This window comes from Streptomyces coeruleofuscus, assembly GCF_039532725.1.
In the GTDB taxonomy this organism is placed as follows: Bacteria; Actinomycetota; Actinomycetes; order Streptomycetales; family Streptomycetaceae; genus Streptomyces; species Streptomyces coeruleofuscus.
Map to the genome: position 1 here is coordinate 544,880 of NZ_BAAASE010000005.1, position 14,887 is coordinate 559,766.

The window sequence follows — 14,887 nt, forward strand, 5'->3', positions numbered from 1 at the left end:
CGGAGCGCAGGAATCCGATCGTGACTGTTTGGATTTCTTGCCTCTTGTCACCACAACTACCGCTATACGGCGGTAAGATGGAATGGTTCCGAAACAGAAAAGGAGGTGTTTCAAGTGGACGCTGCAGAGCAGCTCGACCTGAACGCGCTGGAGATCTCGGATCTGATTGAGGACTCGAGCTACAGCGACGAAACGCTGTCGCAGGTCATGGCGGCCTCGTGCACGACCACGGGCTGCACGACCAGCTCGTCGTCGTCCTCGTCGTCCTGACCGGACAGCTCAACATGTGACTGTCGTCGGGCGCCATTCACAGAATGCGCGCCCGGCGGCGGTGGCTCATCCTCCTCTCTCATTCCGCGAAAGGGGGTAACTCACATGGAAATCGCCGAAGAGCTCGACCTGAACGCGCTGGAGATCTCGGATCTGATTGACGATCTGAGTCACAGCGACGAGACGCTGTCGCAGGTCATGGCATCGTCCTGCATCGGCACCGCCTGCGCGACATCATCGTCGTCTTCTTGATGAGACGACGAGGATAGTTGCTGTCGCCGGGCGCCATTCACCGAATGCGCGCCCGGCGGCAGCGACGTACCCGGAGGTACGTAATTGTGCATGTCTTTGTGACGATCCCCCTCGACGGGGGCGACAGAACGCTGCCGCAGATGGTCCGCGGTTTCGTCACCGACCTGTTCGGGCCGGCCCAGCCCGCCTGGCCGGGTGACTTCTACTTCGTGCGCACCTGGGACCAGACCACCGGACGCGACTGTCTGCAGATCAGCCTCGGGTCCGATACGGCCACCGCCGGCGAGGCGCGCGACCGGGTCCAGCGTGCGGCGGACCGCCACGGCTTGCGTCCGGCCATGGCGGAGGTCCCGTTCGAGGAGATCCCCTCCCCGCTGTGGAACTCCGGGATCGGCGGGGACGGGTTCGACGCCGCGGCGAAGCGGCTCTACCGCGCCGTGGCGCCGGTCCTCGCCCGCAGCGTGTCGGAGATCGGCGGCGACACGGCCAAGGCCTACCTGCTGGCACTGCGCCTGATGGTCGCGAATTCGGGCGCCACCCTGCTGGAGTCCGAGCAGCGGCAGATCTCGTCCCGCGACTTCGGCGATCTGCTCAGCCTCCGGATGCTCAGCTACCGCTCACACTACGAAGGCGCCAAGACCGCGCAGGCCAAGGACCCCGATGCCTTCGAGCGTCGTTGTGCCGCCTATTACGAGAAATTCGGCTCGGCTGCCCGTGAATTCATCGGCGACTGTGCGTCAGACCCGTTGCCCGCCGCCGACGACCAGCCGGCCCGCGCCTGGGTGGACATCGTCCGGCAGCACTTCGGCACCCTGCGCGACGAATGCCGCGCCGGACTCATCGCCCACGACGGGCCCACACTCGACGACTTGCACCAAACCCCCGACGCCGCGTTGTCGCGCAGCAGCTTCCACTCGAAGGAACTGTCGCACGAGATGTCGGACCTCCTGCACCGGAACCCGGATTTCCTGGCGTACCGGATTCAGACGAGCCTGCTGTACAGCTGTCTCTACACAATGGGATTCAACCTGGCTGAGCGGTTCCTTTTCTGCTACCTCCTCGCTCGCGCCAACGAGGAACTGGCAGGAAAGTCAACCGAGGAACTGGCGGAGGGACTTGACGCCGTCGCCAAGGAACTCGCGAATCAATAGCTCTACTACCGGAATCCGTCTGGATCTGGCTCCGCACGCCTCCAGCTACGCAATGGTCCGGCCGAAATCGACCTCAACGGAGGAGAATCATGCACATTGTGCTCGCTAATGTGCCGTGGAGTCCGATCGGGTTTCCATCTCTGGCACTCGGACTGCTCAAGAGTCTCACGCTCAAGGAGTTTCCCGACGCCCAGGTCGACGTGGTGTACGGAAATCTCGACTTCGTGGACTGGATCACCTCGCGCCGCCCCGATTTCAACTACGAGGACTACAGGTACTACGACCTCGAAAGCTGCTACATCGGGACCGGTGACTGGGTCTTCTCTTCGGCCCTCTACCACGACCCGAAGTGGAAGGTACCGGAGTTCCTAGAGAAGTTCGGCCCCCAGGCGACCTCCGACCCCGGGCAGGACCTCGCCCACGGGACGACCGTGGAGAGCCGGACACAGACCACGCTGTGGCTGCACGAGCACGTCGAGGAGTTCACCGACGAACTCGCCGCGCGGATCGCCGCCGGGGAACCCGATGTCGTCGGCTTCACCACCACGTTCCAGACCCTCACGGCATCCCTGGCCGTCGCCCGGCGACTCAAGGAGCTGTCGCCCCGGACGGTGACCGTGTTCGGCGGCGCCAACTGCGAAGGGCCGATGGGCGAGGCGCTGCACCGCAACTTCGGCTTCATCGACTACGTGGTCCGCGGTGAGGGCGAGTTGGCCTGGCCGGGTCTGCTGCGCTCCCTGCGCGAGGAGCCGGCCTTCGAGGGCGTCCCGGGTCTGTGCTGGCGGGACGAGAGCGGGACCTCGGTGTTCAACGCGGTGAGCACCAAGCCACTGCCGCCGGCCGCGATGGTCCTGCCCCACTACGACGAGTACTTCGAGCAGTTCGCGAAGTCGCACGCCCGGTTCTGGCTGGAGCCCAGGCTGGTCCTCGAGAGTTCCCGCGGCTGCTGGTGGGGCGAGAAGCACCACTGCACCTTCTGCGGGCTGAACGGCGCCAGCATGATGTTCCGCAGCAAGCGGCCGGACCAGTTCATCGGCGACCTCGTGTCGCTGGTGAAGCGCCACAGGATCCTCGACGTGATGATCGTGGACAACATCCTGGACATGGCCTACCTGGACTCGCTCCTGCCTCATCTCGCCGAGGCGGAACTCGACTTGCGGCTGATGTACGAGATCAAGGCCAACCTGCGCTACGAGCAACTCGAGATCATCGCGAAGGGGGGCGTGGTCTGCATTCAGCCCGGGGTCGAGAGCCTGAGCAGCAAGGTGCTGAAGCTCATGGACAAGGGCGTCTCCGGCTGTCTGAACGTGCGCATGCTGCGGGACGCCGAGTCACTGGGGCTGACCGTCATCTGGGCCTACCTCTACGGTTTCCCCGGGGAGACGGACGAGGACTACGCCAAGATCATCAAGCAGTTCCCGAAGCTGCACCACCTGGGCCCGGCCGGCGGGGACGACCGGCTCGCGGTCCAGCGCTTCGCCCCGTACTTCGAGAACCCCTCGCTCGGCTTCCAGGAGCGGTGGGCGGCCACTCAGTACGGACTCACCTACGACCTTCCCGAGAAGGAACTGTTCGACATCGCGTACATCTTCGACGCGACACACCAGGGCATCGGGAACGACATGGCGTGGAAGCTGAGGGCCGGGCTGGACGAGTGGCGCAACCAGCACTGGCGCAGCCAGTTGTCCTACTTCGAGACCGACGAGGGCATCACGCTCACCAACACCCGGCCGGGTTTCGACTGGGACGTCGTCCAGCTCACCACCGACGTCGAGCTCGCGCTCTTCCAACTGCTCGACCAGCCGAGGACGCTCCAGTACCTCGAGCGCGAATGCTCGAAGCGGTTCGGGCAGACGGACGTCGGCGCCGTGATCGACCGATGGATGGAACTGGGCCTGATCTTCACGGACGACGGCCGCATGATCCACGTCGTCACGAAGGACCGCAACCAGAGGTTCATGCAGATTCAGGTGGGCCAGGGACTGTCGGCGTCCGACCGCCCGTCTCCGGCGCCCGTGGCAGTGTGAGGGGTGCTTGAACAGTGTCAGCGATGAACGGTGTCGCGACCGTGCCCGGTAGCGGGTTCGACGTCCGGTTCAGCCTGTGGCGCCACGGTGACCCGGCAGTGCGGGCCATGCCGAACATGCACCTCGGCGACCGCGTACTCGGCGCAGACGTCGCGGACGAGGCGCGCCAGGTCTATCGGTCCGGCGTGCGGTTCGTGTCGATCGAACCCGTGGTGGACCTCAGTGGGCGGCCCGGGACGGAACACATGATTCCCGTGCTCTCCTTCATCCGCGAACTCACCAGCTATGGCGTGGAGGTGGACTGGCGGGCGCGTCTGGCGCCGGACGGTCCCGAGTGGTGGGTGTTCGGCCACCTCTTCCCCCCGTCGGTCCTGGAGGGCCCGCGCGGTGACGAGATGCTGGCCGTCTGGAGGGCCCGGTACCACGTCGGCCGGTGCTTCCTCCGCCGGGGACCGGGGTTCGTGCAGATCCGGGACCGGCGCCACGCCGGCTTGCGCCGGCTCACGGTCTCGGACGGTGCCTTGGTTTCCGCGATCGAGTCCTTGCTGGCCGACCGCGGAGCGGATTCCGTGCCGGCGCAGGCGATGGCGGTGTTCGAGAAGCAGCACCTGGTCGTCCGGATCGGTGGCGGTGTGTGGTGGGCGCCGTACCGGCTGAAGCGCTGGGCGTTGCCGTCCTGGGAGGTGTGAGCAGCGTGTACATCCAGATCGTCATTTGGAACCTGGAGAAGTCGGACGCCACGGTCGAAAGCCTCCGCGAGTACCTTCGTGACTACGCGGTGGACGCGTTCTCCACACTCAAGGGGATGCGGATGAAGACCTGGTTCGCCGACGCCGAGAAGGGCTACTGGGGTGCGGTGTACCTCTGGGACGGTGCGAAGGTGGGGAATCCGTTGTCGGTGAGCCGGGCGATCGAACTCATCGGCTACCCACCGACGACCACGAGCGTTTTCGCGGTCGAGGCGATCGCGGAAGGCGTCAGCGTCATCGAGTCGTTCAAGGGCGTCGGCCGCGCCTTCGAGGAGGTGTCCGACACGGACGCTGTCGGTGAATCCGCGTAAGCGGTCCCGTCCGTGGTGATCGCTGCCGGAGGGGCGCCTACCGGCTGGCCGCGAGATTCCTGTCGATCCTCTCGTGCAGCGCGATTCCGAGGGAAACGGACACGTTGAGAGACTCGGTCTGGCTCATCATGGGGATGGAAACCGAGGCGGAAGACGCTTCCTCGAACAGGTCGGAAGGCCCACCCTTTTCGCTGCCGAACAGCAAGGCCAGCCGATCCGGGTTGTCCCCGAGTTGCTTCACGGAAATGTCGCCGTCCGCCTTGAGCGTCATCAGTTGCATACCGCTGTCCCGAATGAAGGCGATGGCCTCCTCGCGACCGGAGAGGACGACGGGAAGGGAGAAGACGTAACCTCGGCTGGCCCTTTGCAGACGCCGGTCCGCGATGCTGGTGATATCGCTGTCGACCAGGATGATCCCCGACGCTCCGAGCGCGAGCGACGTTCGTACGATCGCGCCGATGTTTCCGACGATCTTGACCCCGTCGAGAACGACGACGTCCCCGCTCCGGCTCGCGATGTCGCTGAACCTGGCCGGGCGAGGGACGCGGGCGATGCCGAACGTCTTGGCCTTCCGCTCCCCCTTGAACAACTGGTTGACGATCGAGGAGTCGATGAGGCGGACCGGGATGTTCTGCCGCCTGCACACATCCAGCAACTCGGACGGAAAAGGACTGCTGTCGCTGCCGTAGACCTCGATGAACTCCACCCCGGCCGCGATGCTGTGCATGAGGGGCTCGACGTCCTCGATCAACGTTGTCTTGATGTTGGATCGAGAAGGCTTGGTGACGTCGATGATCCGCTGCACCGCGGGATCGGACGGATTTGCGATGATGTCCAACTCAGTCATGGTCGTCCTACCGGCTGCTGTGTTCAGTGACGCGATTCCTGGCGTGTGACGCCCTGCGTGACGACCCGCGCGGTCGATCCCCGCACATGAAGTATTCGCCGTGATCATACATTTCTGGGTTGCGTCGAGCCAAACTGCGGGTGCCTTACTCGCCGGATCGCCTACGAATGGAAGCCCGCCTCGCCCTCGACGCGGACGCCCGTCTGCTCACCGGGGCGGACGCGGATCGGGCCCGCCACGCGGATGCCGATGGGGGTGTCGTGGCCGTCGACAGCCACGGTGACCATGGCGTCGTGGCCGAAGTACGAGACGTCGGTGACCGTTCCCCTGACCGCGCCGACGGAGTCCTCGCCGGTGAGGCGGAGTTGTTCCGGGCGGAGCAGGACCGTGCCGGCGCGCGGGCCGCCGGGCGGAGCGGCGAGGGGCACCGTGCCCAAGGCGGTCCGGGCCGTGTCGCCGGGGTCGGCGTCGACGGTGCCGGGGAGCAGGACGGCGTCGCCGACGAAGCCGGCGATCCAGGGATCCGCCGGGTGCCGGTAGAGGTCCTGGGGTGTGGCGCACTGGGCGACCCGGCCGTCCCGTACGACGGCGACGAGGTCGGCGGTGGACAGGGCCTCCTGCTGGTCGTGGGTGACGAGGACCGCCGTGGCCCCGGTCGCCCGCAGCGCGGAGCGTACGTCCGCCCGTACTCCCGCCCGCAGTGCGCTGTCGAGGGCGTTGAACGGCTCGTCGAGCAGCACGAGTCGGGGTCGCGGGGCGAGTGCGCGGGCCAGGGCGACGCGCTGTTGCTGGCCGCCGGACAGCTCGTGCGGCATGCGGTCGCCGTATCCGGTGAGGCCGACCAGTTCGAGCATCTCGTCCGTGGTACGCCGCCGTTCGCTGCGGCCGGCGCCGGTCAGGCCGAAGGCGACGTTGCGGGCCACGCTCAGGTGCGGGAAGAGGGCGCCCTCCTGGGGCACGATGCCGATGCGGCGGCGCTCCGGCGGGACGTGGACACCGGGCCCGTTCAGGACGCGGTCCCCCAGCCGGACGGTGCCCGCGTCGGCGCGCAGGAACCCGGCGACGATCCGCAGCATGGTGGTCTTGCCGCAGCCGGAAGGGCCGAGGACCGCCGCCAAGGTGCCTGCGGGGACGGTGAGTTCGAGTCCGCGCAGGACCGGCTCCCCGGCTCCGTAGGACTTGGTGAGCCCTTCGACGTGCAGTTCGTTCATGTCCGGTGCCTGCCTAGGAGATACGAGGGGACGGCGGCCAGCAGGATCAGCGCGGCGGCGTACGGGGCGGCTGCCGCGAAGGAGCCGGCGCCGGTCTCGGTCCACAGCCGGGTGGCGAGTGTGTCCATGCCGGTGGGGCGCAGCAGCAGGGTCGCGGGGAGTTCCTTCATGCACACCACGAAGGTGAGCGCGGCTCCGGCGGCCACACCGGGAGCGGCCAACGGCACGGTGACCTCGCGCAGCACCTGCCAGGGCCGTCGCCCTAGTGAGCGGGCCACGTCCTCCAGGACGGGCTGCGCCTGGAGCACGGCCGCGCGGGTGGCGGCCACCGCCACCGGCAGGAACAGCACGGCGTAGGCGCAGACGAGCAGCGGGAGTCGCTGGTACAGCGGGTAGGCGTAGCGCACGGCGAAGAACACCAGGGCGAGCGCGACCGTGATGCCGGGCAGCGCGTGCCCCGCGTACGCCGCCTGCTCCAGCAGACGGGCGCCGCGGCCCCGGTGCCGGGCGGCGATCACTCCGACCGGCAGGGCGAGGACCGTGGTGAGGCCGGCGCCCGCGGCCGCGACGGAGAACGTCGCCCAGGCCGTCTCCGCGAGGCCGCCGAGGTCCCGGCCGGCCGAACTGCCGACGGCCAGCCAGTACCCGAGGGTGCCCAGCGGGAAGGCTACGGCCACGGCAGCCACCGCCCCGCACCACAGCAGGGCGAGCGGACGCCACCGGCCGAGGGCGACCGGAAGAGCCGGGCGGGCGGTGCCCGTACCGGTCCTGGCGTGCCCGGCGCGTCCGCGCGTGCGGGCCTCGGCGGCCACCAGGACGACGGTCATCACGACCAGCACCACGCTGAGGGCGGCGGCCGGGGTCCGGTCGAAGGAGGCGCGGTACGAGGTGTGGATGGCCCGGGTGAAGGTGTCGTACCGCATCAGGGAGACCGCGCCGAAGTCGGAGAGGACGTACAGCGCGACGAGCAGTGCTCCGCCCGCGGCCGCCGGTCGCAGCTGCGGGAGCGTGACCCTGAGGAACGTCCGCAGCGGTCCGTGTCCGAGGGAGCGCGCCACCTCCTCCTGGGCCGGGTCGATGCCCCGCAGGGCGGCGGCGACCGGCAGATGGACGTACGGGAAGCTGACCAGTGTCAGGGCGAGGGCGGCGCCGCCGAATCCGGCGAGGTCCGGCTCGGCCGACAGCCAGGCGAACGCGGCGACGTAACTGGGCACGGCCAGCGGCAGCGTGGCCAGCACCGACCAGGCGCGGGCCCCGGGCAGTGCGGTGCGCACGGTCAGCCAGGCCAGCGAGATCCCCAGGACGAGGCAGGCGGCCACGACCACGACGGTCAGGCCGAGGCTGCGGCCGAGGAGGCCCAAGGTGCGTTCGTCGGAGACGACGTCCCAGGCGAAGGCCGGCCCGCGTTCCAGGGCACGGACGGCGAGGTAGCCGAGGGGCAGCAGGGCGAAGAGGGCGGCCACGCAGGCGGGGACGAGCAGGACCAGGGGTGGCCTGCGGCCGACCGTGCGCACTCGTCGTGGCGTACCGGATGGCGTACGCGCCCGTCTGGACGTGGACGGCGAGGTGGGCACGGCGGGGTCAGACCAGTCCGACGTCCTGGAGCATGGCCAGCGTCTCCTGGAGGGAGTCCAGCTTGCCGAGGTCGATGTCGGGGGACTCGAGCGACTCGAACGCGGGCAGGTCCTCCACGCTGCTGGTGACGCCCGCGGCCAGCGGATACTCCTTCGTCCTGTCCGCGAAGTAGGTCTGTGCCTCCTTCGACAGCAGGTAGTCCACGGCCTTCTGGGCGGTCTCGCTCTGTCCGCTGTCCTTGAGGATTCCCGCGCCCGCGACGTTGATGAGCGCGCCGGGGTCCTCGCCGGGCAGGAAGTGCAGCTTGGAGTTGACCTTGTCCTCGCCCTTCTCGGCGACCCGCTCGTACCAGTAGTAGTGGTTGACCAGCCCGAGGGAGACCTCGCCGGCCTCGACGGCGTCCAGGGTGGCGAGGTTGTGGGCGTACGTCTTGGCGCCGTTCGCCTTGAGCTCCTCGAGCCACTCGCGGGTGGCGTCGTCGCCCTTCAGGACGCGCATACCGGTGACGAAGGCCTGGAAGGAGGCGTTGGTCGGCGCGAAACCGACCTTGCCCTTCCACTCCGGCTTGACGACGTCGAAGACACTGTCCGGAACCTCGTCCTCGCCGACCTGGTCCGGGTTGTACGCGATGACGCGGACGCGTCCCGAGAGGCCGACCCAGTCACCGCCGGAGCCGCGGTAGGCCTCGTCCACCTCGTCGAGGGTGTCCGCGGGCAGCTTCCGCAGCACGCCCTCCTTGGACAGGGCGCCCAGAGCTCCGGCGTCCTGGGAGAAGAACAGCCCGGCCTTGGTGCGGTCGCCCTCCTCCAGGATCTGGGCGGCGAGCTCCGCGCTGTCGCCGTAGCGAACGTCGACCTCGGCGCCGACGGCCTGCTCCAACTTGTCCAGAAGTGGCTTGACGAGCTTCTCGTTGCGGCCGGAGTAGATGACGAGGGAAGAGGCGTCGCCCTCGCCCCCGCCGTCCTTCTCGCCGGAGCCGCACGCCGCGAGGGCGGGGAGCAGCAAAGTGGCCGTGACCAGTGCGGTCATCCGGCGAACCGAGGGGCGTCGCATGGTGTGTGCCTTCCTGCGGGGTTCACCTCGGTGCCGCCGCCGGCCATGTCGGTGGCGGGCGAGGGCGAAGAGGAACCTGTGATTCTTCTGTGGCTTGATTATGACCCTGCTATGAATAAGGTAAGGGTTACCTAAACGTCAAGGGTTCTGTGCTGAAAGCGGACGTTGCCGCGGAAAGGGCGCGCCCCGTGCTCCACCCCTCCGAGCCCTTCCCGGCTCCGTCCCCCGTGCGTCTGCTGCCCGTGCGGCCTGTTCGGCCCCTGCGACCGAACGGCGTGCCCTTCGCGCGCGGACTCGCCGTCTACGGCGATCGCGTCGCGCTCATCACGCCGGAGGGAGAGCTGTCGTACCGTGAGCTGGCCGAGCGGGTCGCCGACACCGCCGAACGCCTCGGGTCCGTCCGGCGGCTGGTGCTGCTGGCCGGCGCCAACCGCGTCGACGCGCTCGTCACGTACCTGGCCGCCCTGTCCGCCGGACACCCGGTCCTGCTCGTCCCCGGCGACAACGAGAGCACGATCCGCTCGCTGACGGAGGCGTACGCGCCCGACGTCGTGGCCCGCCCGGAGGCCGACGGGACATGGACCCTGGCCGAAAGGCACCGCACCGGCGTCCGCGCCCTCCACCCGGACCTCGCGCTGCTGCTGAGCACCTCCGGCTCCACCGGCTCGCCCAAGCTGGTGCGGCTCTCCCACGAGAACCTCCAGGCCAACGCCGAGTCCATCGCCACGTACCTCGGCATCGACGACACCGACCGGGCGGCCACCACGCTGCCCATGCACTACTGCTACGGCCTGTCCGTCATCCACAGCCATCTGCTGCGCGGAGCCGGGCTGATCCTCACCGAGCGGTCGGTGTCCGAGGCGGCCTTCTGGGACGAGTTCCGCGCCGGACGCGGCACCTCGCTGGCCGGCGTGCCGTACACCTTCGACCTGCTCGACCGGATCGGCTTCGCGCGCATGGAGCTGCCGCGGCTGCGCCGCATCACCCAGGCGGGGGGCCGGCTCGCTCCCGAACGCGTCGCCCATTACGCCGAGTTGGGTCGCCGCTCGGGCTGGCAGCTGTTCGTGATGTACGGCCAGACCGAGGCCACGGCCCGCATGGCCTACCTCCCGCCGCAGCTCGCCGCGGAGCGGCCCGAGGCCGTCGGCGTACCGATACCCGGCGGCTCGTTCCGGCTGCTGCCGACGGACGGCCACGGTCCGGACGTCGGTGAACTGCTCTACTCGGGACCGAACGTGATGCTCGGTTACGCCGAGAGCCCGGCCGACCTCGCTCTCGGCCGGACCGTGGAAGAACTGCACACCGGGGACCTGGCCCGGCGTGCGCCCGACGGGCTGTACGAGATCGTGGGCCGCCGCAGCCGCTTCGCGAAGATCCTGGGACTGCGGATCGACCCGCAGCGCGTCGAGTCGCTGCTGGAGGAGCACGGGGTCACCGCGTACTGCACGGGAGACGGGGAGGCGCTCGCGGTGGCCGCGCTCGGGCGTGCCGGGGAACAGGCACGGATCCGGCGGCTGGTCGCGGAGGAGTGCGGGCTCCCGTCCCGCGCCGTACGGGTCCGGGTCCTCGACCGACTCCCCCGCCTGGCCACGGGCAAGCCCGACTACGAGGCGGTACGGCGGTTGACGCGCCCCGCGCAAGAGGCACCACCCGGCACCGGCCAGGATCTCCTCGGTCTCTACGCGGAGATCCTCGACCACGCCGACGTCACCGAGGACAGCAGCTTCGTCAGCCTGGGCGGTGACTCACTGTGCTACGTCGAGATGTCGCTGCGCCTGGAGGAATCCCTGGGCCGCCTGCCCACCGACTGGCACCGGGCAACGATCCGCGAACTGCGCGCCATGGCGGCACCGGCGCCGGAGCGAACGGAAGGGCAGGAGGAGCGGCCCGAGCCGAAGCGGGCCCGCCCGGCGCCGGGACTGCGCGGGGCACTGCGCTCCTGGACCGCCCCGGGGTCCTGGCGGACCCGCCGCACCCTGGAAACCGGCATCGCCCTGCGCGCCGTCGGGATCGTCCTCATCGTCGGCTCGCACGTCCAGGTCTTCGAGATCAAGGGCTTCGCCCACATCCTCATCTGTGTCGCCGGGTACAACTTCGCCCGCTTCCAGCTGACCGGCGCCGAACGCCGCGAACGGCTGCGGCACATGGGGCGCAGCATCGCCCGCATCGCGGTACCCAGCATGGTGTGGATCACCGGCGCGGTGCTCCTGACCGACTTCTACGACCCGGCCAACGCGGTGCTGCTCAACAGCCTGCTCGACCAGGGGAACGACCGGTTCGACTGGGCCTACTGGTTCGTGGAGGCCCTGGTCTACTTCCTCGTCGTCCTCGCCGCCCTCCTGGCCGTGCCGCTGCTGGACCGGCTGGAGCGGCGGTACGCGTTCGGCGTGCCGCTGGCCCTCACAGCCGTCGGCCTGGTCGGCCGCTACGACCTGCTGGGCCTGGCGTCCGCCCGTCCGCAGCTGAGCCCCACGGTGGTCTTCTGGCTGTTCACCCTGGGGTGGGCGGCGGCGCGGGCCGACACCGTACGCCGACGTGTGCTGCTGACGGGGTTGCTGCTGCTCACCCTGCCCGGCCTGTTCCAGGACCAGCCCCTGCGCACGACCCTCGTGATCGCCGGCCTGGCACTGCTGATCTGGGTACCGACCCTGCCCAGCCTCAGGCCGCTCAACGCACTCGCCGGCGTCCTGGCGAGCGGTTCCCTCTACATCTACCTGACGCACTACCAGGTCTACCCCTACCTCCAGGAGGACTTCCCGCTCACCGCCCTGTTCGCCTCCCTCGCCGTCGGCATCGGCTACGCGGCGGTCGTGACCCGGGTGACGCGGACGGTCCGGTCGCTGTAACGGCAGCCCTCAGGCCAGGTCGGGCAGGGGGCGGAGCGGGGTCCTCTCCCCTCCCCCTGAGCTTGCCGGTGGCCGAAAAACAGTGTCAGCCCGGCCTCGTGTCCGGATCCTTCCGTAAAAGTGGGCAGCGAACGGACAAACCCGGGCCGGCAAGCGGGCAGCGCCTCCTGCGCCGCAGAGCGACCCCTCGCGTCAACCAGGGGCTCCACCCTCCAGAAGGCGGGCACATTCGGTCACGAACCGCTCTACGACGAACCTGGTCAGTACGGGCGAACGCCTTGTAGAAATTTGGCCACTGGAGGCCGAACGGGCCGGGCTCCGGACAGGTGCGGGCGCAGTCCCAACGCCCCGGAGCCGTGAAAGGAAGGTGTCGCCGTGGACGCCGAGGAGCGAAGACGGGGAATTCTGGAATCGGCCCGCCGTTCCGGATCCGTGGACGTCGGAAAGCTCGCCGCCGACCTCGGGGTCTCCAAGGAGACCGTGCGGCGGGATCTCAATCGGCTCCAGGGGCACGGGCTGGTCCGGCGTACGCACGGCGGTGCCCACGCCGTGGAGAGCGCGGGTTTCGAGACCACGCTCGCCTTCCGCACCACCATGCATGTCCCCGAGAAGTCCCGGATCGCGGCCGCCGCGGCCGAACTGCTCGGGGACGCCGAGACGGTTTTCGTCGACGAGGGCTACACACCTCAGCTCATCGCCGCCGCGCTCCCCCGTGACCGGCCGCTGACCGTGGTCACCTCCTCGCTCGCCACCGCGGGCGACCTGGCCTCCGCCGAGAACATCACCGTGCTGCTCCTCGGTGGCCGTGTCCGCGGCGGGACGCTGGCCACGGTCGCCCCATGGGCCGTCCGCATGCTGTCCTGCTTCGTCATCGACCTGGCGTACGTCGGCGCGAACGGCATCTCCCGCGAGTACGGACTCACCACCCCCGAACCCGCGGTCAGTGAAGTGAAGGCCCAGGTCATGAGGGCCGCCCGACGCCGCGTGTTCTCCGGCGTCCACACCAAGTTCGGTGCCGCGAGCTTCTGTCGCTTCGCGGACGTCGCGGAGTTCGAGGCGATCGTCACCGACGCCGGACTCCCCGCCGCCGAAGCACAGCGCTATTCACTGCTCGGCCCCGAAGTCATCCGGGCCTGAGTCCCGGTTCATCTCCCCGTCCCACCCCCGCGAGCCGGGGCCCGGGTTCCCCATGTCCTCAACCATCCCCTGGAGTCAGTCATGCGCACACGAAGAATGGTCCACGCCCTCGTCACCGCCACAGCCGCGGGCTCAGTGCTGGTCGCCTGTAGCGGGGCGGGCGGCACCTCGGCCTCCGGCGGCGGCAAGAGCATCAACGTGCTGATGGTCGGCAACCCGCAGATGGAGGACATCGCGAAGCTGACCAAGGACTCCTTCACCAAGGACACCGGCATCAAGGTGAACTTCACCGTCCTGCCCGAGAACGAGCTGCGTGACAAGGTCACCCAGGACGTCGCCACCCAGGCCGGCCAGTACGACGTCGCCACCATCGGCGCCTACGAGGTACCCATCTGGGAGAAGAACGGCTGGCTGCACGAACTCGGCTCCTACGCCGACAAGGACGCGAGCTTCGACAAGGCCGACCTTCTCAAGCCCATGGTCACGTCCCTGTCGGGTTCCGACGGCAAGCTCTACGCCCTGCCGTTCTACGGCGAGTCGTCCTTCCTCATGTACAACAAGGACGTCATGAAGGCGAAGGGCATCACGGTGCCCGAGCGTCCGACGTGGCAGCAGATCGCCGACATCGCGGCCGAGGTCGACGGCGCCGAACCGGGCATGCGGGGTATCTGTCTGCGCGGTCTGGCCGGCTGGGGCGAGCTCGGCGCACCGCTGACGACCATGGTCAACACCTTCGGCGGCACCTGGTTCACCAAGGACTGGAAAGCCCAGGTCAACAGCCCGGCATTCAAGAAGGCGACCGACTTCTACGTCGACCTGGTGCGCGAGCACGGCGAGGCGGGAGCCCCGCAGGCCGGATTCACCGAGTGCCTGAACGCCATGAGCCAGAAGAAGGTCGCGATGTGGTACGACGCGACCAGCGCCGCCGGGTCGCTGGAAGACCCCAGCTCCAGCAAGATCGCCGGCAAGGTCGGGTACGCCTACGCGCCGACCGCCGAGACCAAGTCCAGCGGCTGGCTGTGGAGTTGGGCGTGGGCCATGCCCAAGACGACGAAGAACGCCGACGCCGCTTCGCAGTTCATGCTGTGGGCCTCCAGCAAGGAGTACGAGAAGCTCGTCGGCGAGAAGCTGGGCTGGGCGCGTGTCCCGGCCGGCAAGCGGGCCAGCACGTACGAGATCCCGGAGTACAAGAAGGCCGCCGCGTCGTTCGGTGACATCACCCTGAAGTCCATCGAGGGCGCCGACCCGGCCAACCCCGGCACCCAGCCGCGGCCGACCGTGGGCGTCCAGTACGTGGCCATCCCCGAGTTCCAGGACCTGGGCACCAAGGTCACCCAGGAGATCTCCGCCGCCATCGCCGGCAGGACCAGCGTGGACAAGGCGCTCGACGACGGCCAGAAGCTCGCCGAGACGGTCGCGAAGAACTACCAGAAGTGACCTTCACGGCCCGGTCGGCGC

13 protein-coding genes are annotated in these 14,887 nt (G+C 68.8%); 9 read left to right on the forward strand and 4 right to left on the reverse strand.

The window, feature by feature from the left end:
- The first annotated feature begins 114 nt into the window (after nucleotides 1-114).
- The 6 genes from ABFX81_RS21890 (at nucleotide 115) to ABFX81_RS21915 (ending at nucleotide 4,760) form a co-directional block, all read left to right on the forward strand.
- Entirely contained in the window at nucleotides 115-270 is a 156-nt protein-coding gene (locus ABFX81_RS21890; protein ID WP_086844216.1) for a thiocillin/thiostrepton family thiazolyl peptide, read from the forward strand.
- A gap of 105 nt (nucleotides 271-375) precedes the next feature.
- Nucleotides 376-522 carry a thiocillin/thiostrepton family thiazolyl peptide gene (locus tag ABFX81_RS21895; RefSeq protein WP_086844213.1) on the forward strand — a complete coding sequence of 49 codons (147 nt, stop codon included), beginning with the start codon at nucleotides 376-378 and terminating at the stop codon, nucleotides 520-522.
- A gap of 98 nt (nucleotides 523-620) precedes the next feature.
- Nucleotides 621-1,673, forward strand: coding sequence for a hypothetical protein (locus ABFX81_RS21900; RefSeq protein WP_346138527.1), 1,053 nt, complete (start codon nucleotides 621-623; stop codon nucleotides 1,671-1,673).
- Nucleotides 1,674-1,762: 89 nt separating this feature from the next.
- A complete protein-coding gene (locus ABFX81_RS21905; RefSeq protein ID WP_086844209.1) occupies nucleotides 1,763-3,700 on the forward strand; it encodes a RiPP maturation radical SAM C-methyltransferase in 1,938 nt (645 codons plus the stop codon).
- Nucleotides 3,701-3,723: 23 nt separating this feature from the next.
- Nucleotides 3,724-4,389, forward strand: a complete 666-nt coding sequence (locus ABFX81_RS21910) for a DUF5825 family protein (protein WP_086844207.1) — start codon at nucleotides 3,724-3,726, stop codon at nucleotides 4,387-4,389.
- A 5-nt stretch (nucleotides 4,390-4,394) separates the two neighbouring features.
- A complete protein-coding gene (locus ABFX81_RS21915; protein WP_086844241.1) occupies nucleotides 4,395-4,760 on the forward strand; it encodes a hypothetical protein in 366 nt (121 codons plus the stop codon).
- A 37-nt stretch (nucleotides 4,761-4,797) separates the two neighbouring features.
- Here ABFX81_RS21915 and nshR read toward each other — a convergent pair whose 3' ends face one another.
- The 4 genes from nshR to ABFX81_RS21935 all read right to left on the reverse strand — a co-directional run bounded on the left by nshR (nucleotide 4,798) and on the right by ABFX81_RS21935 (nucleotide 9,446).
- Nucleotides 4,798-5,607 carry an NshR/TsnR family 23S rRNA methyltransferase gene (gene nshR / locus ABFX81_RS21920; RefSeq protein WP_086844205.1) on the reverse strand — a complete coding sequence of 270 codons (810 nt, stop codon included), beginning with the start codon at nucleotides 5,605-5,607 and terminating at the stop codon, nucleotides 4,798-4,800.
- A gap of 161 nt (nucleotides 5,608-5,768) precedes the next feature.
- Nucleotides 5,769-6,818, reverse strand: a complete 1,050-nt coding sequence (locus tag ABFX81_RS21925; protein ID WP_086844203.1) for an ATP-binding cassette domain-containing protein — start codon at nucleotides 6,816-6,818, stop codon at nucleotides 5,769-5,771.
- Nucleotides 6,815-8,332 carry an ABC transporter permease gene (locus ABFX81_RS21930; protein ID WP_346138528.1) on the reverse strand — a complete coding sequence of 506 codons (1,518 nt, stop codon included), beginning with the start codon at nucleotides 8,330-8,332 and terminating at the stop codon, nucleotides 6,815-6,817. The genes ABFX81_RS21925 and ABFX81_RS21930 overlap by 4 nt, the downstream gene beginning before the upstream one ends.
- 67 nt (nucleotides 8,333-8,399) lie before the next feature.
- Nucleotides 8,400-9,446 carry an extracellular solute-binding protein gene (locus ABFX81_RS21935; protein ID WP_086840589.1) on the reverse strand — a complete coding sequence of 349 codons (1,047 nt, stop codon included), beginning with the start codon at nucleotides 9,444-9,446 and terminating at the stop codon, nucleotides 8,400-8,402.
- Nucleotides 9,447-9,721: 275 nt separating this feature from the next.
- On the opposite strand from ABFX81_RS21935, the gene ABFX81_RS21940 reads away from it, so the two are divergent.
- The 3 genes from ABFX81_RS21940 to ABFX81_RS21950 all read left to right on the forward strand — a co-directional run bounded on the left by ABFX81_RS21940 (nucleotide 9,722) and on the right by ABFX81_RS21950 (nucleotide 14,866).
- Complete coding sequence (locus ABFX81_RS21940; RefSeq protein WP_346138529.1) at nucleotides 9,722-12,292, forward strand: AMP-binding protein; 2,571 nt, start codon at nucleotides 9,722-9,724, stop codon at nucleotides 12,290-12,292.
- A 375-nt stretch (nucleotides 12,293-12,667) separates the two neighbouring features.
- The gene (locus ABFX81_RS21945; protein WP_086840592.1) at nucleotides 12,668-13,429 is read left to right on the forward strand and encodes a DeoR family transcriptional regulator; all 762 of its coding nucleotides are present in this window, start codon (nucleotides 12,668-12,670) and stop codon (nucleotides 13,427-13,429) included.
- Nucleotides 13,430-13,510: 81 nt separating this feature from the next.
- Entirely contained in the window at nucleotides 13,511-14,866 is a 1,356-nt protein-coding gene (locus ABFX81_RS21950) for an extracellular solute-binding protein (protein ID WP_086840594.1), read from the forward strand.
- Nucleotides 14,867-14,887 lie beyond the last annotated feature (21 nt).

What these genes read in the sequence shown, in the direction of transcription:
- ABFX81_RS21905 (WP_086844209.1), top strand. Translation starts at nt 1,763, where the DNA reads ATGCACATTGTGCTCGCTAATGTGCCGTGGAGTCCGATCGGGTTTCCA.
- ABFX81_RS21910 (WP_086844207.1), top strand. Translation starts at nt 3,724, where the DNA reads ATGAACGGTGTCGCGACCGTGCCCGGTAGCGGGTTCGACGTCCGGTTC.
- ABFX81_RS21950 (WP_086840594.1), top strand. Translation starts at nt 13,511, where the DNA reads ATGCGCACACGAAGAATGGTCCACGCCCTCGTCACCGCCACAGCCGCG.
- ABFX81_RS21925 (WP_086844203.1), bottom strand. Translation starts at nt 6,818, where the DNA reads ATGAACGAACTGCACGTCGAAGGGCTCACCAAGTCCTACGGAGCCGGG.
- ABFX81_RS21895 (WP_086844213.1), top strand. Translation starts at nt 376, where the DNA reads ATGGAAATCGCCGAAGAGCTCGACCTGAACGCGCTGGAGATCTCGGAT.
- ABFX81_RS21935 (WP_086840589.1), bottom strand. Translation starts at nt 9,446, where the DNA reads ATGCGACGCCCCTCGGTTCGCCGGATGACCGCACTGGTCACGGCCACT.
- nshR (WP_086844205.1), bottom strand. Translation starts at nt 5,607, where the DNA reads ATGACTGAGTTGGACATCATCGCAAATCCGTCCGATCCCGCGGTGCAG.